Here is a 19,128-nt window from a genome sequence, read left to right on the forward strand (position 1 = left end):
GCCGCCGCAGGCCGAACTGCCGGGTGACCCACGACGAGCTGCGGCCACTGAAGGTGCTGGCTTCCCGGATGCCCTGCCCGTATTTGAACCCGGGGCCCTACGACCCGGGCAGGCCGCTGGTGCAGGGCATGCGGGTGGCGCTGGCGGCCGAGGTGCGCCGGACCCACGAGGAACTCGTCGAGCGGATCCTGCACGCCGGGCTGGCCTACAGCGACACCGTCGACCTGGAGACCTCGCTGGTGGTGTGCAACGACGTCGCACCCGAGCAGGGCAAGGGCTTTCTGGCCCGCAAGCTGGGCGTGCCCGTCGTGACCGATGCGCAGTTCATGGACTCCCTGCGCGGTGTCCTCGGCGGCACCAACATGGAGGAATTCGTCGACGTCACCACCGTCGACGAACAGCTCGCGCTGTTCTGAGCGCGTTCTTCGGCCTGAGCGGGTTAATTTCGAGACGCGCGATTGACCGCCGACACCACGGCCCGCAGCGACGCGGTCGTGATCGACGGCGCGATGCCTACACCCCACACGGTCCGGCCGCCGACCGACGCCTCGACGTAGGCCGCGGCCTGCGCGTCGTCGCCGGAGCTCATCGCGTGCTCGGAGTAGTCCAGGACGGCCACCTCGAACCCGACCTTGCCCAGCGCGTGGACGAAAGCGGCCAGCGGGCCGTTGCCGACGCCGGTGATCTCGGTCTCGACCCCGTTGATCTTGACGGTCGCGGCGATGCTGGTCGGACCGCCGTCCTCCTCGGAGGTGTCGACTCGCTGCTTCATCCGCTCCAGCGGCCGCACCGGTGCCAGGTACTCCTCGGAGAACGCGTCCCACATCTCCTTCGGCGAGACCTCACCGCCCTCGCCGTCGGCGATCTTCTGGATCACTTGGGAGAACTCGATCTGCAGCCGCCGCGGCAGGGCCAGGCCGTGGTCCGCCTTCATGATGTAGGCCACCCCGCCCTTGCCGGACTGCGAGTTGACCCGGATCACCGCCTCGTAGGTACGCCCGACGTCCTTCGGGTCGATCGGCAGATACGGCACCTGCCAGAGCATGTCCTCGACGTCGGAGTCCGCTTCGTCCGCGTCGATCTTCATCTGGTCCAGGCCCTTGTTGATGGCGTCCTGATGGCTGCCGGAGAACGCGGTGTACACCAGGTCCCCGCCGTAGGGGTGACGCTCGTGCACCGGCAGCTGGTTGCAGTACTCCACCGTGCGGCGGATCTCGTCGATGTTGGAGAAGTCGATCTGCGGGTCCACGCCGCGGGAGAACAGGTTCAGCCCGAGCGTCACCAGGCACACGTTGCCGGTCCGTTCCCCGTTGCCGAACAGGCAGCCCTCGATGCGGTCCGCGCCGGCCTGATAGCCCAATTCGGCTGCGGCGACTGCGGTTCCGCGGTCGTTGTGCGGATGCAGGCTCAGGATGACGGACTCGCGGTTGGCCAGGTTGCGGCTCATCCACTCGATCGAGTCGGCGTAGACGTTGGGCGTCGCCATCTCCACGGTGGCGGGCAGGTTGAAGATGATCGGGTTGTCCGGTGTGGGTCCGATGATTTCGCCGACGGCGTCGCACACATCCTTGGCGTACTCGAGTTCGGTGCCGGTGTAGGACTCCGGCGAATACTCGAACCGCCACTGGGTGCCCGGGTATTTGGCGGCCTGCTCGACGCACTTGCGCGCGCCGTCGGTCGCGATGGCCTGCACCGCGGCGCGGTCGGCGCGAAAGACCACGCGCCGCTGCAGGATTGACGTCGAGTTGTAGAAGTGCACGATGGCCCGCGACGCGCCCTCGCACGCCTCGAACGTGCGCTCGATCAGTTCCGGTCGGCACTGGGTCAGCACCTGGATGGTGACGTCGTCGGGAACGGCGCCGGCGGTGATGATTTCGCGGACGAAGTCGAAATCGGTCTGGCTGGCCGACGGGAACCCGACCTCGATCTCCTTGTAGCCCATGCGCACCAGCAGGTCGAACATGCGGCGCTTGCGGGCCGGGCTCATCGGGTCGATCAGCGCCTGGTTGCCGTCGCGCAGATCCACCGCGCACCACAGCGGTGCGGTGTCGGTGACGCGGTCGGGCCAGCTGCGGTCGGCGAGCCGAATGGGCTCGACCTCCTCGAAGAACGGTCGGTACCGATTGATCGGCATCGACGAACCACGTTGGGGATTCCACACGGGCTGACCGGGTGCGGGTGGGCCCGCGGGTTGGACGACGGTCCGCGCCGACGTATAGGCGTCGGGACCGGAAGGCTGGGAAAAACTTGTCACGGTAGTTGCTCCGGGGGTGTCAGAAGGAACCTCAGACCGGCGCATCGCGAACGCCCGCGACGGGAAGCCGGTCTGGATCAGACCCCGTCGCGGCGTCCGAGGAGGAGCACCCGCTGCACGTAGAGCACTCTACCGCGCTCGGCCCGGCGACCGAAATCGAGCGTCGTGGGCCGTGGTGTCCTTGAGTGTGACCCTGAACTGCATCGTCCGGTACGGCCACCCCGTCGCGGTGTTCCACTGCGACACCACCAGGCCGACGCCGCCCTGAACGTCCAGCCGTGAGCCGGGCAGAACATATCCGCCGTACAGTTGGGCGACCTTATTGGCCGCGAGGTCTTGGGCGTCCCAGGTTGTCCCGACCACCGGCGTCTGGACCTCGGCTTCGTACAGATTGGCGGTCGGCGAGTCGATCGTGCGGTACCCCAATGCGTATCCCGAGGACAGGAAGCCGCCCAGGATCCAGGTGCCGGTATCGAGCCTGCGCAAGGTCAGCTCGCCCCACGTTTCGGCCGGCGGCGTGATGGGCGTGGGTGCGTTGCCCCACGCCCACTGGTTGTCGGCCCAGCCCCAGCCGGAGTATTTGGTCCTGTCGCCGATATCGCCCGGACGCACGCGGCGCAGGATTACGCCCTTGTCTCGCTGGAACCCCGTGGAAACGACGTACACCCAGCCGTCGTCGGGGTTGTAGTCCCACGACCACAGCTGCGCGCAGCCGTTGTGCAGCGATGCGGGAAACCTTGCCCGGGCGCCCATCCGCCGCCAGCTGACGCCGTTATCCACGGAGGCCCAGATCCCGGTCCAGATCACGTTCCCGAAGCCGCGGTTGACGATGGCATGCAGGTACATCGTCTGCCCGACGACCAGGACGTCGGACGGAATCACGGTGCTGATCCCGCCCCGGTCCCACGGCGCGCCGTCGTGGACGTAGGGCCACAACTGCCGCGCATAGTTCGGGTCGGCGCCGCCCGCGTACTCATAGCGGATCTGATCGTTGGCGTCCCCGCTGCCGACCAGCGCGACCGGAGCGCGCCAATCACCCTGTCCAACGGTGCGGCCCGAGAAGGTATCCCCGAACACCGATACCAGCTTGCCGTTGGGCGCCACCGCGCAAACGCCCAGGTCGGTGCAGGTAACACCCCACGTGTCGGTGATGCCCGGGCCGGTGATGTCCCCCACGTAGCCCTCGGCCGACGACAGTGCGGCGCGCGGTTTCGTTGCGACACAGCCACTTTCGCGCTTCCACCTATATACCGTGGAGGCGCTGACGCCGCTGTTGGCCGCAATCGTGGACACCTTCTCGCCCGAGCGGACTCTCCGCAGCACCTGTTTGCGCAACGCCGCCTCGTGCATCGCTCCTCCGCTAGCGTCCCGGCCGAGTCGTCGCACCCCTCGGATTCGACGACGACTCCCACAACGTCTTTACTCCCAACAATGCGGAGGACCTGCCACCGGGGGCACGAGTAGCGGGCTACCTGTGTCTTCCTCGGCGATCCGCCGACCGGCCTGCTCGACCGAACTCGGCGCGGGGCCTACTCGTCGGGATGGCGTAGTTGGCCGAGAAATCAGGTGGTGCACTACGCATGCCGTCCCTAGGTCTGGGCTCCTACGGTCGACGCACCACAGGAGATTTGGAGGTTGCAATGACCACTTTGCAAGAGACCAGCCACGTCAAAAGCCGCGTCAAAGGCGACGCGCAGGCACAAGACTGGAGTCACGTTCGCGGTTTCGGCTGGCGCCCACAGCTCCCGGATGCGCGCGACATGGTGTACACCGCCAGGCTCAGGGACCTACCGCCCAGCGAGTACGACCTGCGTCCGTCGATGCCAGCGGTCTACGACCAGGGACAGCTCGGATCGTGCACCGGAAACGCCATCGCCGCCGCGATGGAGTACGAGCGGGATCGGCAGGGCCTATCCGATTTTGTCCCTTCGCGGTTGTTCATCTACTACAACGAACGCGCGCTCGAAGGAACCGTGTCCAGCGACTCGGGCGCGGTCATCAGGGACGGCATCAAGGTAGTGAACCGCGAGGGCGTTTGCCCGGAAACGTTGTGGCCGTACGACATCGGTGTGTTCACGGTGAAACCGCCGAAGCGTTGCTACGTTGCCGCCAAGAAGGACAAGGCGGTGCAATACGAGGCGATCCAGACGTTGGGAGACCTCAAGGATGCGATCGCCTCGAATCTGCCCGTCGTTTTCGGGTTTACCGTGTACCAGAGTTTCGAATCGCAGCCCGTCGCTCAAACGGGTGTGGTGCCCATGCCCAAACGGGGTGAGGCCACGGTCGGCGGCCATGCCGTAGTCGCCGTCGGCTACTCGGATCCCAAGAGCCACTTGATCGTTCGCAACTCGTGGGGACCGTCGTGGGGCGACCACGGCTACTTCTACCTGCCCTACGAGTATCTGACCGGTTCCAAGGCCAGCTCCGATAGCTCGCCCATCAACGGGGCGCACTTGGCGAGCGACTTCTGGGCGATCCAGATGGTTTCGCCGTAGCACCTCACCGCACAACGCACCCGGACGTGATGCAGCAGCTCGAAGGGAACTCCGGCCATGTCGATAGCACAGGTAAGCAACGATCTCCTCCTCGAACGCATCACGTACCGGGTGCCCCACGAGGCGCCCGCCCCCATCCCGTGGCCGGATGGGCTGGCGCCGCGCGGCGCCCCCTATGGCCGGCCGGCCGACGCGCCGCTGCCGTCCTGCGACGTCCTGGTGGTGACCTGGACGGCGGCCGAGGGGCAGGCCCTCGCTGACGTGCTGACCCCGGGAATGCCGCGGGCGAGCTGGATGCCCTACGCCCATCGCTGGGAGAGCTTCCAGACCGAGCTCACGGCGCGTTCGCCGGCCCGCGAGGCCGGCTGCCTGGGCTATGTGGCCCGGGTCCGGATCGGCAACGTCGACGCGCTGGCGGTGAAGTCGGAGCTGCACCTGGCCACCGACGCCGTTTCGGCGCCGATCGTGGCGCTGTGGCGGCAAATGGTGAGCGAAGCCCGGCCGAAGCTGGTCATCACCACCGGAACCGCGGGAGGCATCGGGACGGCCACCCAGCTCGGCGACGTCTTCGTCGTCACCAACGCCAAGTTCAACTGCGCCAAGGCATTCAAGGACAAGCCCTGGGCCCAGCGACTCTTCACCGGGCCGGGGCTGTGGGGCGGCGGGCACGCGTCCGCCTTCGATGCCCTGGTGGCCCCGAACGCGGGACGGCTGCATCCGCTGGTCACCCGCCCGCCGAGGCTGACCTTTGGCGGTCCCTTGGGCGGGGTGGAAACCGTCGACTACTTCGGCTTCGCCAACACCAGCGACTCGTTCGGGATCGTGCACAACTACCCCGGCGCCCGGACGGAGGAGATGGACGATGCCACATTGCCGCTGGCCCTCGCCGATCTTGCGGACCCGCCCCAGTGGTGCTCGATTCGCAATGCCAGCGACCCGCAGGTCTCTGCCGACATCGGCGACCTCGAAGCCCAGGCGCGCTGGGCCACCGAGATCTACAAACGCTACGGCTACTGGACGTCCCTGGGCTCGGCCATCGCCACGTGGGCGGTAATCGCCAACCTCAACTGAGGGCTTCGCGGCCCGGTCGCTGAGGCAGCGGAATCGACAGCGGAAAAAATGAGGCGCCGCCACACGTATTCTGTTTTGGACCTCCGATCACCTTCCGGACCGAAAGAACAACAGTGGCGCTCGTCGTGCAGAAGTACGGCGGATCCTCGGTGGCCGACGCCGACCGGATCCGTCGCGTCGCCGAACGCATCGTCGAGACCAAGAAACAGGGCAACGACGTCGTCGTGGTGGTCTCCGCGATGGGTGACACCACCGACGACCTGCTGGACCTGGCTCAGCAGGTGTGCCCCGTCCCGCCGCCCCGGGAACTCGACATGCTGCTGACGGCCGGTGAACGCATCTCCAACGCGCTGGTGGCCATGGCCATCGAATCGCTCGGCGCGCACGCCCGGTCGTTCACCGGGTCGCAGGCGGGCGTCATCACCACCGGCACCCACGGCAACGCGAAGATCATCGACGTCACGCCGACGCGGCTGCAGTCGGCACTCGACGAGGGCCGGATCGTTTTGGTAGCCGGGTTTCAGGGGGTCAGCCAGGACACCCGGGACGTCACCACGCTCGGCCGTGGCGGTTCGGACACCACGGCGGTCGCGTTGGCCGCCGCGCTGGGCGCCGACGTCTGCGAGATCTACACCGACGTCGACGGCATCTTCAGCGCGGACCCGCGAATCGTGCACAAGGCCCGCAAGCTCGACACGGTTACGTTCGAGGAGATGCTCGAGCTGGCCGCCTGCGGGGCCAAGGTCTTGATGCTGCGCTGCGTGGAATACGCACGCCGCTACAACATTCCGGTGCATGTCCGGTCGTCGTACTCGGACAAAGAAGGCACCGTCGTCGTCGGATCGATCAAGGACATAGCCATGGAAGACCCCATCCTGACCGGAGTCGCGCACGACCGTAGCGAGGCCAAGGTGACCGTCGTCGGCATACCCGACATCCCCGGGTACGCGGCCCGGGTGTTCCGGGCCGTCGCCGACGCCGACGTGAACATCGACATGGTGCTGCAGAACGTCTCCAAGATCGAGGACGGCAAGACCGACATCACCTTCACCTGCTCCCGCGACAGCGGCCCAACGGCGGTCGCGAAGCTGGACGCCCTGCAGGAGGAGATCGGCTTTTCCCAGCTGCTCTACGACGACCACATCGGCAAGGTGTCGCTGATCGGGGCCGGCATGCGCAGCCATCCCGGCGTCACGGCGACCTTCTGTGAGGCGCTGGCCCAGGTGGGCGTCAACATCGAGCTGATTTCGACGTCCGAGATCCGCATCTCGGTGCTGTGCCGCGACACGGAACTGGACAAGGCCGTCGTGGCGTTGCATGAGGCGTTCGGGCTGGGCGGCGACGAGGAGGCAAGGGTGTACGCGGGGACGGGTCGCTGATGGTCGCGCTCGGTGTCGTGGGTGCCACCGGTCAGGTGGGTCAGGTGATGCGCAGGCTGCTCGACGAGCGGGATTTTCCCGCGACGTCGGTGCGGTTCTTCGCGTCGTCGCGCTCGCAGGGCCGCAAGCTCCCCTTCCGCGGTCAGGAGATCGAGGTCGAGGACGCCGCGACGGCGGACCCGAGCGGCCTCGACATTGCGCTGTTCTCCGCCGGCAAGACGATGTCGCTGGTGCAGGCGCCGCGATTCGCCGCCGCCGGTGTCACGGTGATCGACAACTCGTCGGCGTGGCGCAAGGACCCCGACGTGCCGCTGGTCGTGTCGGAGGTCAACTTCGCCCGCGATGCCGTCAACCGGCCCAAGGGCATCATCGCCAACCCGAACTGCACCACCATGGCCGCGATGCCGGTGCTCAAGGTGCTGCACGACGAGGCCCAGCTGGTGCGCCTGGTGGTCTCGAGCTACCAGGCGGTGTCGGGCAGCGGGTTGGCCGGCGTCGAGGAGCTCGCGACGCAGGCGCGCGCGGTAGTCGGCGAGGCCGAGGAACTGGTGCACGACGGCGGCGCGATCGAGTTCCCGGCGCCCAAGACCTACGTCGCACCGATCGCGTTCAACGTGGTGCCGCTGGCCGGATCGCTGGTGGACGACGGATCCGGGGAGACCGACGAGGACCAGAAGCTACGCCACGAGAGCCGCAAGATCCTGGGCATCCCCGAACTGCTGGTCAGCGGCACGTGCGTGCGGGTTCCGGTGTTCACCGGGCACTCGCTGTCGATCAACGCCGAATTCGCGCGGCCGCTGTCGCCGGAGCGCGCGCGGGAGCTGCTCGACGGCGCCCCGGGCGTAAAGCTGGTCGACGTCCCGACGCCGCTGGCCGCTGCTGGCGTCGACGAATCGCTGGTCGGCCGGATCCGGCAGGACCCCGGCGTCCCGGACGGGCGGGGGCTGGCGCTGTTCGTCTCGGGCGACAATCTGCGCAAGGGCGCGGCGCTGAACACCATCCAGATCGCCGAGCTGCTCGCCGCCGAACTATAGTTCCCGGGTGAGTTCGGCCCGGGCCGCCCTGCTAAGCGTTTTGTGTTTGGTTGCGCCCCAGCCTGTTTGGCTTGCCCACGCCGATCCGCCGGCTCCAGAGCCCGAGCCGGTGCTGCAGCCGCTGGCCCCGGGTCAGGTGCTGCGAATCGGCCCGACGGCCGGCACCGGGACCCCCACCCGCGACTACGGCATCGGGGCCACCGATTTGTGCGACTTCGTCGCGTTCCCTACCGAGCTGCTGCAGGTGTGCGGCGACAGCTTCGCCGGCCAGGGCGTCGGCTTCGGTGGCTGGTACTCGCCGGTCGCGTTGCGCGTCGACACCGCGTCGGTCGACGATCCCGCCGGGGTCCGCTACACCGGCGTCACCGGAATCAATACGCCGCTGTTGGCCGATCCGACGCCGCCGGGGGACTCGCAGCTGCCCGCCGGGGTGGTGGAGATCAACCGCCGCAACTACCTGATGGTGACCACTACGCACGACCTGGAGCCGCAGAACTCCCGGCTGGTCGCGGCCGAACCGGTGCGCGCCGGCTGGCAGACGGTCCCAGGCTCCCGGCGCGTCGCTTTGTATCAGGACGGCTCGCAGACGCAGATCAGCGGGTACTACGACCCGGTCCCCACGCCCGATTCGCCGAGCGGGTGGGTGTACATCGTCGCCAACAGCTTCACCCGCCGCCGCCCGGTGGTGCTGTATCGGGCCACGCCGCAGGCGTTCACCGACCGGTCCCGGTGGCAGGGCTGGGCGGCCGGACCCGACGGCGGGTGGAACAAGCCGCCGACACCGCTGTGGCCCGACCAGGTGGGCGAGATGTGCATCCGGCAGATCGACGGCAAGGCGGTGCTGTCGTATTTCAATGCCAGCACGGGAAACATGGAGGTCCGGGTGGCCAGCGACCCGACGCAGCTGGGCACCGCGCCGGTGACGACGGTGGTGCAGCACGACGAGTGGCCCGAGCCGGCGGAAAGCCTGCCGCCCCCCTACGACAACCGGCTCGCGCAACCGTATGGCGGGTACATCTCGCCCGGTTCCACCCTCGATGAGCTTCGAATTTTCGTCAGCCAGTGGGACACGCGAGCGCGGGTGAGCGCGCCGTACCGGGTGATTCAGTTCGCGGTGAACCCGTTCAAGCCGGAGTGAGCTCAGAAGTTATTGCAGGTGTCGAAAGCCGTTTTAAGGATCGGTATTAACGGTTGATTCTCAGGGTTGCTCACCGTCAGCTGCGCCAACCGCTGGCGTTCAGGCGGCGGCGCGGCGAGAAACCGGCGCAACCCGGCCTGCATTTGCGGCGATGAGTTCAACATCGAGACATACTGCGGATCTTGAGCATTCAGCGCCGCGGCGACTTGCTGGTAATTGCAGGTCGTGTTGACGGCCGACCCCAGATCGGGATCCGCGGATGCGACCCCAGCGGTCAACGACACTGCCAGGCTGCCAACCACTAGACCCATTCCGGCCAACAGTTTGATCATGTGGACTCCCTCCCTCCAACTGATCGCATCAACACTAATCGGCTCGCGTCATTGGGTGGCGGAAATCGTCGCTACATTGTCCTTGCTGTCATTCCGCCCGCCGGGTGAGCATCGATACATGGATAGAAGCCAGCGCGCCGCCGCCGTCCAATTATTCGCCGTGCCCGCCGACGTCGGCGCCAACCTCGCCGCCGTCGAGCGCCTGGTCGACGAGGCCGCAGCCGCGGGCGCCACCGTGATCGCCCTGCCGGAGTTCTTCACCACCGGCATCGGCTTTCTGCCCGAACTCGCCGATGCCGCCCTGCCCCCGGACGGCGAGGCCACCGAACTGCTGTTGGGCCTGGCCCGGCGCCACGGCGCCATGATCGGCGGGTCGTTCTTGGCCAGGGATACCGACGGGCACGTGCGCAATGCCTACTTGCTGGTGACCGCGGAGGGCGTAGCCGGTCGTCACGACAAGGACTTGCCCACCATGTGGGAGAACTCGTTCTACATCGGCGGCCACGACGACGGAATTATCCCGGCCGGCGAGTTCACCGTGGGCGCCGCCATGTGCTGGGAGCTCATGCGCACGCAGACGGTGCACCGGCTCCGCGGGCGCATCGACCTGGCCATGACGGGGTCGGGCTGGTGGTCGGTCCCCCGCTGGCGCCCGTCGCCGATCTTCCGCCGCATGGAAACCCGGAACGCGGCAACCGCGCAGCACGCGGCCGAGTCCTTCGCCGCCTATGTAGGCGCGCCGGTGCTCCATGCGGCGCACGCCGGCGCACTGCGATGCCGGATGCCTTGGCTGCCAATCGATTACAGCGGCCGATTCGAAGGCGCAACCATGATCGTCGCCGCCGACGGTACGGTGCTCGCGTCCCGCGCCGCCGACGAGGGCGCGGGCGTCGTCGTCGCCGATATCGTGATCGGCCGTCGAGCACCGAAAGCACAACCGCCGAAAGGCTTTTGGCTGCATCGCCGGGGGGCCCTGCCGGCCGTAACGTGGAACTACCAGCGACTGCATGGCAGGCGCTACTACCGCCGTCATGTGGCTGCTCAACCAGGGTTTCAGCTCATAGCTGGTACTTAACTAACGCATAGCCGCAACCATTGTTTACCCCCGCATCATGTGTCTCATGAGTGAAACACCTGAAACCCCCACTGTGCGGAGTTCCACCGCAACTGCACCGGCGGCGGCCACCGAGCCGGCGCTCTACCGGACCCCCCGGGTCTTTATCGCGGCGGCCTGGGTCGCCATCGTCGCCGGGATCGTGTTCATCGTCTCGGTCATCTTCTTCACGGGGATGGCGCTGGGGCATCACGGCGGTCACCACCACCATCACCACCACAAGCACCACGCGATGATGCACCGATTCGGCCCCGGCGGTCCCGGTGGCGGACCCGGCGCGAACGCTCCAGGTGCACCGGCACCCGCACCCGGAGCTGTGACGCCCGGCGCTCCCGGCCCCAGCCAGGTTCCGTCGTCGGTAGCTCCGTCGCGGACGCCGTAGGGGGAGAGTTCCACACCGTCCACGTGCTCACGGGGTGATAGGAGGACCCCGGCGGGCCGCCAACTGAATACCAAGTAGCCCGGCGCTCCCTCGAGCGCCGGGCTACCCGTCGTAACGGGCAGAGGGCAGGATCGAGGCATGAGCGAAACACCTGAACCATCAACTCAGCCGACTTCCGCCGCCGCAGCTCCGCCGCCAAGGGTCAAGCCGCCCGCGCTCTTTGTGGCCGCGGCATGGGTGGTGATCGTTGCCGGGGTCGTCTTCATCCTCGCCACCGTGTTTTTCGCCGGCGCCATGGTCGTCGGGTACAACCATCACTGCGGTCACCACCACCACGGGATGATGTACGGCCCCGGCGGCCCCGGCGGACCCGGTGGCCCGCCGTGGGGCGGGCCGTGGGGATATGGACCCGGTGCCCCGAGTGGTCCCGCGCAGTCGCCGACCACCAGTGCCCCCGCGCCGGCCCCGAACACGCAAGGCACTCCGCGGCCCTGATATCTGGGGTGCAACGACATTCGCCGCCGGGCAGCGGTCCTGGCATGATCGAGACCCATGACCATTGAAGTCGTTTACACCACGGAATCCACTGCGACCGGCGGCGGCCGCGACGGCCACGTGAAGTCCGACGACGGCCGGATCGACCTGGAAACCCGGCCGCCGAAGGCGATGGGCGGCAGCGGCGAAGGCACCAATCCCGAGCAGTTGTTCGCCGCCGGGTATGCGGCCTGCTTCCTGGGCGCGCTGCGCCTGGTCGCCGGCAAGTCAAAGGTCACGCTGGACGACGCCACCAGCGTCAGCGTCGAAATCGGCTTCGGAAAGGATTCCGCGGGCGGATTCGGGCTGACGGGCAAGATCGTCGGCCACCTGCCCGGCGTGGAACAAAGCGTCGCCGACGATTTGGTGGAGCAGGCGCATCAGGTGTGCCCGTACTCCAAGGCCACGCGCGGCAACGTCGACGTCGACGTCTCCGCCAAGGTCTAGCCGGGCCATTGGATCGGAGCATGCGGATCTGCGCCGCGGCGGCGACGATCGCCGTGACCGTGGGCGCCGCGCCGGCGATCCCGGTGGCAAGCGCCCACCCGTCGGAACCCGGGGTGGTCTCCTACGCGGTGCTCGGCAAGGGGTCCGTCGGCAACATCGTCGGCGGGCCGATGGGCTGGGAATCGGTCTTCACCCAGCCGTTCCAGGGTTATTGGGTCGACGTCGCGGAATGCAACAACTGGGCCGACATCGGATTGCCCGAGGTGTACAACGACCCCGACCTGGCGTCGTTCAACGGGGCCACCACGCAGACGTCGGCCAACGACCAGACCCACTTGGTCCGGCAGGCGGTCGGGGTGTTCGCGAACAACGACGCCGCGTCCCGGGCGTTCCATCGCGTGGTGGACCGAACCGTCGGTTGCTCGGGACAGACGACCGCCATGCATTTGGACAACGGCTCCACCCAGGTGTGGTCGTTCGACGGCGGGCCGGCCACCGGCACCGACGCCAACTGGACCAAGCAGGAAGCGGGTACCGATCGGCGCTGCTTCGATCAAACCCGGCTGCGCGAAAACGTGTTGCTGCAGGCGAAGGTCTGCCAATCTGGCAACGGCGGGCCCGCCGTCAACGTGCTGGCCGGGGCCATGCAGAACGCGCTGGGTCAGTAAGCGGGCCGGGAATATGTCGGGGCGATCTGGAAGATGAAGTGACGGTGGCTATCGTCCCGATAGCCGCGAACAGGGCGCTCGGCGATCCATGGCCGGGCGCGGAGGGATCGTGATATGACGTTCGCCGCCACTTCCGCCGCGCTCGAAGCCGAGATGGCCAGTTCCACGGCCGCCGCGCAATACATCGCCGAGGGCTGTCTGGCGGATGCACCCCTCGGGTCCGTCGGGCTGGAAATGGAAGCACACTGCCACGACCCGGCCGATCCCTTCCGCCGGCCGAGCTGGGCGGAGATCACCGACGTCATCGAGCGGCTGCCGGCACTGCCGGGCGGCAGCAGGGTCACCGTGGAACCGGGCGGCGCCGTCGAACTGTCCGGCCCGCCCGTCGACGGCGTGCTGGCGGCCCTCGACGCGATGCGCCGCGACCAGGCCGTGCTTCGGCCGGCCTTCGCCGACGCCGGGCTGGGCCTGGTATTCCTCGGCACGGATCCGCTGCGGCCGCCCGAGCGCATCAACCCCGGCACGCGTTACCGCGCCATGGAAGAGTTCTTCGCCGCCAGCGAATCCGGGTCCGCGGGCGCGGCGATGATGACCTCCACCGCCTCGATTCAGGTCAATCTGGACGCTGGGCCCAAGGAGGGGTGGGCCGCCCGCGTGCGGCTGGCGCATGCCCTGGGGCCGACGATGATCGCGATCGCGGCCAATTCGCCGATGCTGGGCGGCGAGTTCACCGGTTGGGTCTCCAGCCGGCAGCGCGTGTGGGGACAGATGGACTCGGCCCGCTGTGGGCCGATCCTGGGTGCCAGCGGCGACGAACCCGGCACCGACTGGGCGCGTTACGCGCTGAAGGCGCCCGTGATGCTGGTGCACACGCCGGAGGCGGTGCCGGTCACGAGCTGGGTGCCCTTCGCCGACTGGGTGGACGGCCGGGTGCTGCTGGGGGATCGCCGCCCCACCATCGCCGACCTGGAATACCACCTGACCACGCTGTTTCCGCCGGTCCGCCCCAGGCGGTGGCTGGAAATCCGCTACCTCGACAGCGTGCCGGACGCCTTCTGGCCCGCTGTCGTGTTCACCCTGGTGACCCTGCTCGACCACCCGGTCGCCGCCGATATCGCGGCCGAGGCCGTCGAACCGGTCGCCACCGCCTGGGACACCGCCGCCCAGGCCGGCCTGCGCGACCGGCGACTGTACGAGGCCGCCAATCGGTGCGTGGCCGCCGCCGCCGAGCAGGCTCCCCCGGAGCTGACCGACGCGATGGCGCGCTTGATTCGCAGCGTCGAGCGGGGCCGATGTCCCGGGGACGACTTCTCGGACCAGGTGATCGAGCACGGCATCGCGGCCGAGGTCTCGCGGGCCGCGCGAGCGCAAGGGGGCCCGTGACTTCCCGGGAGAGGCTTGCCGACGATCTGACCCGGGCGCGGACCCGGACGTTGCGGCTCACCGATTTCGACGACGCCGAGCTGTGCCGCCAGTACGACCCGTTGATGAGCCCACTGGTGTGGGACCTGGCGCACATCGGTCAGCAAGAAGAGCTGTGGCTGTTGCGCGGCGGGGACCCGCGCCGGCCGGGCATGCTGCCCCCCGCGGTAGAGGGGCTTTACGACGCGTTCGAACACTCCCGCGCCAGCCGCGTCGAGCTACCGTTGCTGTCCCCGGAGCGGGCCCGATCCTATTGCCGCACAGTGCGATCCGCCGCGCTGGACGCGCTGGATGCCCTGCCCGACGATCCCGCCGGCGAGCGTGCCGCCTTCACGTACGGGATGGTGGTCAGCCACGAAAACCAGCACGACGAAACCATGCTGCAGGCCCTGAACCTGCGCACCGGCGCGCCGCTGCTGCCCGATACGTCCACCCTGCCCGCGGGTCGGCCGGGGTTGGCCGGGACGTCGGTGCTGATTCCCGCCGGACCGTTCGTGCAGGGCGTGGATGCCGCCGCCGAGCCCTACTCATTGGACAACGAACGTCCCGCCCACGTCGTCGATGTACCGGCATTCAGGATCGGCCGGGTCCCGGTCACCAACGCCGAATGGCGACACTTCATCGACGACGGTGGCTACCACCAGCCGCGCTGGTGGTCGGCGCGCGGTTGGCAGCACCGCCAGGGCGCGGGCCTGACCGCGCCGCAATTCTGGAGCTCCGACGCGCAAACGCGCACCCGATTCGGCCGCGTCGAAGAGATACCCGCCGACGAACCGGTGCAGCACGTCACCTTTTTCGAGGCCGAGGCCTACGCGGCCTGGGCCGGTGCCCGGTTGCCCACCGAGACGGAATGGGAGAAGGCCTGCGCGTGGGATCCCGCGACTGAAACCCGGCGTCGCTACCCGTGGGGCGAGCAGGATCCGTCGGACACGCTCGCCAACCTGGGCGGCGCGGCGCTGCGTCCGGCACCCGTCGGCGCATACCCGGGCGGCGCTTCGGCCTACGGGGTCGAGCAGATGCTGGGCGATGTGTGGGAATGGACCAGTTCTCCGCTGCGGCCCTGGCCGGGCTTCGTCCCGATGATCTACGAGCGGTATTCCCAGCCGTTCTTCGACGGCGACTACCGGGTGCTGCGGGGCGGGTCGTGGGCGGTGGAGCCGTCCATCCTGCGGCCCAGCTTCCGCAACTGGGATCACCCGTTCCGCCGTCAGATCTTCTCCGGTGTCCGGCTGGCCTGGGATGCCCCCGACGCGGGAGGTTCCGGCTGATGTGCCGCCACCTCGGCTGGCTCGGGGCCGACGTCACGGTCTCCTCGCTGGTGCTGGAACCGCCGTGCGGGCTGCGGGTGCAGTCCTACGCGCCGCGCCGGCAAAAGTACGGCCTGATGAACGCCGACGGTTGGGGTGTCGGGTTTTTCGACGGAGACGTCGCTCGGCGCTGGCGCAGCGCGGCGCCGCTGTGGGGTGACGCATCGTTCGAGTCGGTCGCGCCGGTACTGCGCAGCCACTGCGTGATGGCCGCCGTCCGCTCGGCGACGGTCGGCATGCCGATCGAGGCCAGCGCGACCGCACCCTTCAGCAACGGCCGCTGGCTGCTGTCGCACAACGGGGTGGTCGATCGCACCGTGCTGCCGCTGACGTCGTCGGCCGAATCCGTCTGCGACAGCGCGATACTCGCGGCAACCATCTTCGAGCGCGGGCTGGACGCGCTGGGCGACACCATCGCCGAGATCGGGACGGCAGACCCCCTCGCGCGCCTGAACATATTGGCCGCCAACGGGTCTCGGCTGCTCGCCACCGCCTGGGGCGACACGCTGTGCATCCTGCGCCGCGACGACGGCGTGGTGCTGGCCAGCGAACCGTACGACGACGACTCCGACTGGGAGGACGTGCCGGACCGCCACCTGGTCGAAGTCACCGCGAAGGGTGTCACGATGACCCCGCTGGACCACCCGCCGAAAGGATCTCGATGACGCTGTCGCTGTCCAACCACCTCGCCGCCGACTCGGCGCATCACGCGCTGCGCCGCGATGTGCTCGACGGCCTGCGGCGCACACCGAAATCGCTGCCGCCCAAGTGGTTTTACGATTCGGTGGGCAGTGAGCTGTTCGACCAGATCACCCGGCTGCCCGAGTACTACCCGACGCGCGCCGAGGCCGAGATTCTGCGCGCCCGGTCCGGCGAAATCGCGGTGGCCAGCGAGGCCGACACGTTGGTCGAACTGGGCAGTGGCACGTCGGAGAAGACCCGGCTGCTGCTGGACGCCCTGCATGGCCGCGCGTCGTTGCGCAGGTTCGTGCCGTTCGACGTCGACGCCGGCGTCCTATCGGCCGCGGCGACCGCCATCCAGAGCGAGTACGCGGGCGTCGAGATCAAAGCCGTGTGCGGCGATTTCGAGGAACATCTGACCGAAATTCCCGACGGGGGCCGCCGCCTGTTCGTCTTCCTCGGCTCGACGATCGGCAACCTCACACCCGAACCGCGCGCGGAGTTCCTCGCGACCCTGTCGGCGGTGATGCGACCGGGGGACAGCCTGCTGCTCGGCACCGACTTGGTCAAGGACACCGGCCGACTGGTGCGCGCGTACGACGACGAGGCCGGGGTGACGGCGGCGTTCAATCGCAACGTGCTCGCGGTGATCAACCGCGAACTCGACGCCGATTTCGACGTCGCGGCATACCGGCACGTGGCCCGCTGGAACGCGCGCGAGGAACGCATCGAGATGTGGCTGCGGGCCGATCGTGAGCAGCGGGTGCGCGTCGGTGCGCTGGAGCTGACCGTCGACTTCGCGGCCGGCGAGGAAATGCTCACCGAGGTGTCGTGCAAGTTCCGCCCCGACGGGGTGAACACCGAATTGGCCGGCGCGGGACTGCGTCGCATCCGCTGGTGGACCGACGCCGCCGGTGATTTCGGGTTGTCGTTAGCCGTCAAGTGAGCGATTCGCTGGCCGACCGATGGCGGGAGGCCCGCCCGCCGGTGGCCGGGCTGCACCTGGACAGTGCGGCCTGTTCGCGCCAGAGTTTCGCGGTCATCGACGCGACCGCGCAGCACGCGCGGTACGAGGCCGAAGTCGGCGGGTATGTCGCCGCCGAGGCCGCGACGCCCGCGCTCGACGCCGGGCGCGCCGCGTTCGCCGCGCTGAGCGGGATGCCCGACGCCGAGGTGGTGTACACCACCGGCTCGCTGAACGCGCTGGATCTGCTGCTCGGCGGCTGGCCCGCGGATCGCCGGGCGGTGGCCTGCCTGACCGGCGAATACGGTCCCAACCTGGCGTTGATGGAGATCCACGGGTTCGAGCGACGGCTGCTGCCGACCCTGGACGACGGCCGGGTGGCACTCGACGACGCGGCGTTGGCCCTCGAGGACGACCCGCCCGATTTCGTCCACCTGACCACGGTGGCCAGCCATAGCGGGGTCGTCCAGCCGGCGGCGATGGTCGCGAAGCTCTGCGCCGAATTGGGCCTGCCGCTGGTCGTGGACGCCGCCCAAGCGCTGGGTCACGTGGACACCGCGGTGGGCGCGGACGTCACCTATTCCTCGTCGCGCAAGTGGATCGCCGGGCCGCGGGGGGTGGGCGCGCTTGCCGTGCGCCCCGACCTGATGGAGCGATTGCGCCCGAGGCTGGCCGCGCCCGAGTGGGCCGTGAAATCGGGGTCGCCGACGGTGGCCCAGCAGCTGGAATTCGGTGAGGCCAATGTCGCTGCGCGCGTGGGGTTTTCGGTGGCGCTGGGGGAACATCTGGCGTGCGGCCCCGAGGCGGTGCGGGCCCGGCTAGCCGAGTTGGGCGCGCTCAGCCGCACCATGCTGGCCGACGTGCCCGGGTGGGCGGTGATCGAGGAGGTCGAGGAGCCCAGTGCGATCACCACTTTGGCCCCGGTCCGCGGCGCCGACGTAGCGGCCGTGCGCGACTGGTTGCTCAGCGAACGGCGCATCCTGACGACCTACGCCGGGGTGCAGCGGGCGCCGCTGGAACTGACGGGGCCGGTGCTGCGGATCTCGCCGCACGCGGACACCACGGCCGACGACCTGGGCGCCTTCGCCGAGGCACTGAACGCCGCGACGGCGGCTTTGTCTGCTTGAGGCCTAGCCGGCCTTATGCGCCGTGAGCAGGTAGGCGGGAAACTTCATCCGGCCCTTTTCGTCGCGGTCGTGCGGCGGGAATTCGAACGGCGCGTCGGGGATCTGGGGAACTTTCGCGTGGATATAGGCGGGCCGAATGTCGTCGATCTCCCAGTACTTGCTCACCGCGGCGCGCAACTCGTCCTCGTCCACCTCGTTCGGCTTCGGTTCCATTTCGGCGGGGAAGGCGCCCTTGGCGAACACCAGCACGTAGTAGCCGGCGCCCGGGGCCGCCGCGCGGTGCACCGAGCTCAGGTAGCCGTCGCGGCCCTCGACCGGCAGCGAGTGAAACAGCGTGCTGTCCACGACCGTGTTGAACCGGCCGTCGTAGCCGGAGAACGAGGTGATGTCGGCCTGCACGAAGCTGGCCGTGCTCAAGCCGCGTTCTTCGGCCGCCTTGGTGGCCGCCGCGATGGCGGTGGGGGTTAGGTCGACGCCGACCACGGTGTAGCCCTCGGCGGCCAGCGCCAGCGACAGCTCGGCGTACCCGCAGCCGGCGTCCAGCACGTCGCTGCGGAACTTGCCGGCCGCCATCAGCGCCGCGAGTTCGGGCTGCGGCTCACCGATATTCCACGGCGGCGGGCCCTGGAACTGGCCCTGCTCGCGGTATGCACTGTCCCAGTCCAAGATGTCAGAACACATAGCCCCAACGTACGCGCGCCTGCGACGGCCAGGTGTGCACCGGCTCGTTGGCGTGCATGTGTTCGCAGTAGCGGCGCAGCATCTCGGCCAGCGCCGCG

Annotated in this window: 19 protein-coding genes and 1 pseudogene; 16 read left to right on the forward strand and 4 right to left on the reverse strand. The window is 68.6% G+C overall.

The genetic code is table 11. The features are described from left to right. A pseudogene (locus A5736_RS22695) lies at positions 1 to 416 on the forward strand (DEDDh family exonuclease); the annotation flags it as partial. Between the two features lie 23 nt (positions 417 to 439). On the opposite strand, the gene leuA reads toward A5736_RS22695, so the two are convergent. Then, positions 440 to 2,299 carry a 2-isopropylmalate synthase gene (leuA, locus tag A5736_RS22700; protein ID WP_233148047.1) on the reverse strand — a complete coding sequence of 620 codons (1,860 nt, stop codon included), beginning with the start codon at positions 2,297 to 2,299 and terminating at the stop codon, positions 440 to 442. A gap of 84 nt (positions 2,300 to 2,383) precedes the next feature. Beyond that, a complete protein-coding gene (locus A5736_RS22705) occupies positions 2,384 to 3,604 on the reverse strand; it encodes a DUF4185 domain-containing protein (protein ID WP_076248735.1) in 1,221 nt (406 codons plus the stop codon). A gap of 290 nt (positions 3,605 to 3,894) precedes the next feature. Here A5736_RS22705 and A5736_RS22710 point away from each other — a divergent pair, with 290 nt between their 5' ends. The 5 genes from A5736_RS22710 to A5736_RS22730 all read left to right on the forward strand — a co-directional run bounded on the left by A5736_RS22710 (position 3,895) and on the right by A5736_RS22730 (position 9,371). Further along, positions 3,895 to 4,749: a C1 family peptidase gene (locus A5736_RS22710; RefSeq protein WP_083667679.1), complete on the forward strand. Its 855-nt coding sequence runs from the start codon at positions 3,895 to 3,897 to the stop codon at positions 4,747 to 4,749. 57 nt (positions 4,750 to 4,806) lie between these two features. Continuing rightward, the gene (locus A5736_RS22715) at positions 4,807 to 5,820 is read left to right on the forward strand and encodes a hypothetical protein (protein ID WP_076248737.1); all 1,014 of its coding nucleotides are present in this window, start codon (positions 4,807 to 4,809) and stop codon (positions 5,818 to 5,820) included. 113 nt (positions 5,821 to 5,933) lie between these two features. Further along, positions 5,934 to 7,199: an aspartate kinase gene (locus A5736_RS22720; protein ID WP_076115624.1), complete on the forward strand. Its 1,266-nt coding sequence runs from the start codon at positions 5,934 to 5,936 to the stop codon at positions 7,197 to 7,199. Then, positions 7,199 to 8,233 (forward strand): aspartate-semialdehyde dehydrogenase, encoded by a 1,035-nt coding sequence (locus A5736_RS22725; protein ID WP_076248739.1) that lies wholly within the window; start codon positions 7,199 to 7,201, stop codon positions 8,231 to 8,233. The genes A5736_RS22720 and A5736_RS22725 overlap by 1 nt, the downstream gene beginning before the upstream one ends. A 7-nt stretch (positions 8,234 to 8,240) precedes the next feature. Next, positions 8,241 to 9,371, forward strand: coding sequence for a DUF4185 domain-containing protein (locus tag A5736_RS22730; RefSeq protein ID WP_076248741.1), 1,131 nt, complete (start codon positions 8,241 to 8,243; stop codon positions 9,369 to 9,371). 2 nt (positions 9,372 to 9,373) lie between these two features. Here the strand turns inward: A5736_RS22730 and A5736_RS22735 are convergent, their stop codons facing one another. Further along, the gene (locus A5736_RS22735; RefSeq protein WP_076125271.1) at positions 9,374 to 9,703 is read right to left on the reverse strand and encodes a hemophore-related protein; all 330 of its coding nucleotides are present in this window, start codon (positions 9,701 to 9,703) and stop codon (positions 9,374 to 9,376) included. Between the two features lie 118 nt (positions 9,704 to 9,821). Between A5736_RS22735 and A5736_RS22740 the strand changes: the two genes are divergently transcribed. The 10 genes from A5736_RS22740 to egtE all read left to right on the forward strand — a co-directional run bounded on the left by A5736_RS22740 (position 9,822) and on the right by egtE (position 18,349). Next, on the forward strand, positions 9,822 to 10,778 hold the full coding sequence (locus A5736_RS22740) for a carbon-nitrogen hydrolase family protein (protein WP_076248743.1): 957 nt from the start codon (positions 9,822 to 9,824) through the stop codon (positions 10,776 to 10,778). A gap of 46 nt (positions 10,779 to 10,824) precedes the next feature. Further along, a complete protein-coding gene (locus A5736_RS22745) occupies positions 10,825 to 11,199 on the forward strand; it encodes a hypothetical protein (RefSeq protein ID WP_076059498.1) in 375 nt (124 codons plus the stop codon). 138 nt (positions 11,200 to 11,337) lie between these two features. Beyond that, entirely contained in the window at positions 11,338 to 11,694 is a 357-nt protein-coding gene (locus tag A5736_RS22750) for a hypothetical protein (protein ID WP_076248745.1), read from the forward strand. 57 nt (positions 11,695 to 11,751) lie between these two features. Next, on the forward strand, positions 11,752 to 12,180 hold the full coding sequence (locus A5736_RS22755) for an organic hydroperoxide resistance protein (RefSeq protein ID WP_076059501.1): 429 nt from the start codon (positions 11,752 to 11,754) through the stop codon (positions 12,178 to 12,180). Between the two features lie 20 nt (positions 12,181 to 12,200). Next, positions 12,201 to 12,848, forward strand: a complete 648-nt coding sequence (locus tag A5736_RS22760) for a sensor domain-containing protein (protein WP_076248747.1) — start codon at positions 12,201 to 12,203, stop codon at positions 12,846 to 12,848. A gap of 114 nt (positions 12,849 to 12,962) precedes the next feature. Next, on the forward strand, positions 12,963 to 14,231 hold the full coding sequence (gene egtA, locus A5736_RS22765; RefSeq protein ID WP_076248748.1) for an ergothioneine biosynthesis glutamate--cysteine ligase EgtA: 1,269 nt from the start codon (positions 12,963 to 12,965) through the stop codon (positions 14,229 to 14,231). Next, entirely contained in the window at positions 14,228 to 15,538 is a 1,311-nt protein-coding gene (gene egtB, locus A5736_RS22770; RefSeq protein WP_076248750.1) for an ergothioneine biosynthesis protein EgtB, read from the forward strand. Before egtA ends, egtB begins: the two co-directional genes overlap by 4 nt. Next, positions 15,538 to 16,242, forward strand: a complete 705-nt coding sequence (gene egtC / locus A5736_RS22775) for an ergothioneine biosynthesis protein EgtC (protein ID WP_076248752.1) — start codon at positions 15,538 to 15,540, stop codon at positions 16,240 to 16,242. The genes egtB and egtC overlap by 1 nt, the downstream gene beginning before the upstream one ends. Then, positions 16,239 to 17,204, forward strand: coding sequence for an L-histidine N(alpha)-methyltransferase (gene egtD / locus A5736_RS22780; RefSeq protein ID WP_076248754.1), 966 nt, complete (start codon positions 16,239 to 16,241; stop codon positions 17,202 to 17,204). Before egtC ends, egtD begins: the two co-directional genes overlap by 4 nt. Continuing rightward, positions 17,201 to 18,349 (forward strand): ergothioneine biosynthesis PLP-dependent enzyme EgtE, encoded by a 1,149-nt coding sequence (gene egtE, locus A5736_RS22785; RefSeq protein WP_076248756.1) that lies wholly within the window; start codon positions 17,201 to 17,203, stop codon positions 18,347 to 18,349. The genes egtD and egtE overlap by 4 nt, the downstream gene beginning before the upstream one ends. A gap of 3 nt (positions 18,350 to 18,352) precedes the next feature. On the opposite strand, the gene A5736_RS22790 is transcribed toward egtE, so the two are convergent. Next, a complete protein-coding gene (locus tag A5736_RS22790) occupies positions 18,353 to 19,030 on the reverse strand; it encodes a class I SAM-dependent methyltransferase (protein WP_076248757.1) in 678 nt (225 codons plus the stop codon). Between the last annotated feature and the right edge of the window lie 98 nt (positions 19,031 to 19,128).

Origin of the sequence: Mycobacterium sp. SP-6446 (genome assembly GCF_001954045.1) — a bacterium.
Lineage (GTDB): Bacteria > Actinomycetota > Actinomycetes > Mycobacteriales > Mycobacteriaceae > Mycobacterium.

Bases quoted from the DNA above. Each gene is read 5' to 3' on its own strand.
- leuA (WP_233148047.1), bottom strand. From the start codon at position 2,299: ATGCGCCGGTCTGAGGTTCCTTCTGACACCCCCGGAGCAACTACCGTG.
- A5736_RS22705 (WP_076248735.1), bottom strand. From the start codon at position 3,604: ATGCACGAGGCGGCGTTGCGCAAACAGGTGCTGCGGAGAGTCCGCTCG.
- A5736_RS22710 (WP_083667679.1), top strand. From the start codon at position 3,895: ATGACCACTTTGCAAGAGACCAGCCACGTCAAAAGCCGCGTCAAAGGC.
- A5736_RS22715 (WP_076248737.1), top strand. From the start codon at position 4,807: ATGTCGATAGCACAGGTAAGCAACGATCTCCTCCTCGAACGCATCACG.
- A5736_RS22725 (WP_076248739.1), top strand. From the start codon at position 7,199: ATGGTCGCGCTCGGTGTCGTGGGTGCCACCGGTCAGGTGGGTCAGGTG.
- A5736_RS22735 (WP_076125271.1), bottom strand. From the start codon at position 9,703: ATGATCAAACTGTTGGCCGGAATGGGTCTAGTGGTTGGCAGCCTGGCA.
- A5736_RS22740 (WP_076248743.1), top strand. From the start codon at position 9,822: ATGGATAGAAGCCAGCGCGCCGCCGCCGTCCAATTATTCGCCGTGCCC.
- A5736_RS22745 (WP_076059498.1), top strand. From the start codon at position 10,825: ATGAGTGAAACACCTGAAACCCCCACTGTGCGGAGTTCCACCGCAACT.
- A5736_RS22750 (WP_076248745.1), top strand. From the start codon at position 11,338: ATGAGCGAAACACCTGAACCATCAACTCAGCCGACTTCCGCCGCCGCA.
- A5736_RS22755 (WP_076059501.1), top strand. From the start codon at position 11,752: ATGACCATTGAAGTCGTTTACACCACGGAATCCACTGCGACCGGCGGC.
- A5736_RS22760 (WP_076248747.1), top strand. From the start codon at position 12,201: ATGCGGATCTGCGCCGCGGCGGCGACGATCGCCGTGACCGTGGGCGCC.
- egtA (WP_076248748.1), top strand. From the start codon at position 12,963: ATGACGTTCGCCGCCACTTCCGCCGCGCTCGAAGCCGAGATGGCCAGT.
- egtC (WP_076248752.1), top strand. From the start codon at position 15,538: ATGTGCCGCCACCTCGGCTGGCTCGGGGCCGACGTCACGGTCTCCTCG.
- egtD (WP_076248754.1), top strand. From the start codon at position 16,239: ATGACGCTGTCGCTGTCCAACCACCTCGCCGCCGACTCGGCGCATCAC.
- A5736_RS22790 (WP_076248757.1), bottom strand. From the start codon at position 19,030: ATGTGTTCTGACATCTTGGACTGGGACAGTGCATACCGCGAGCAGGGC.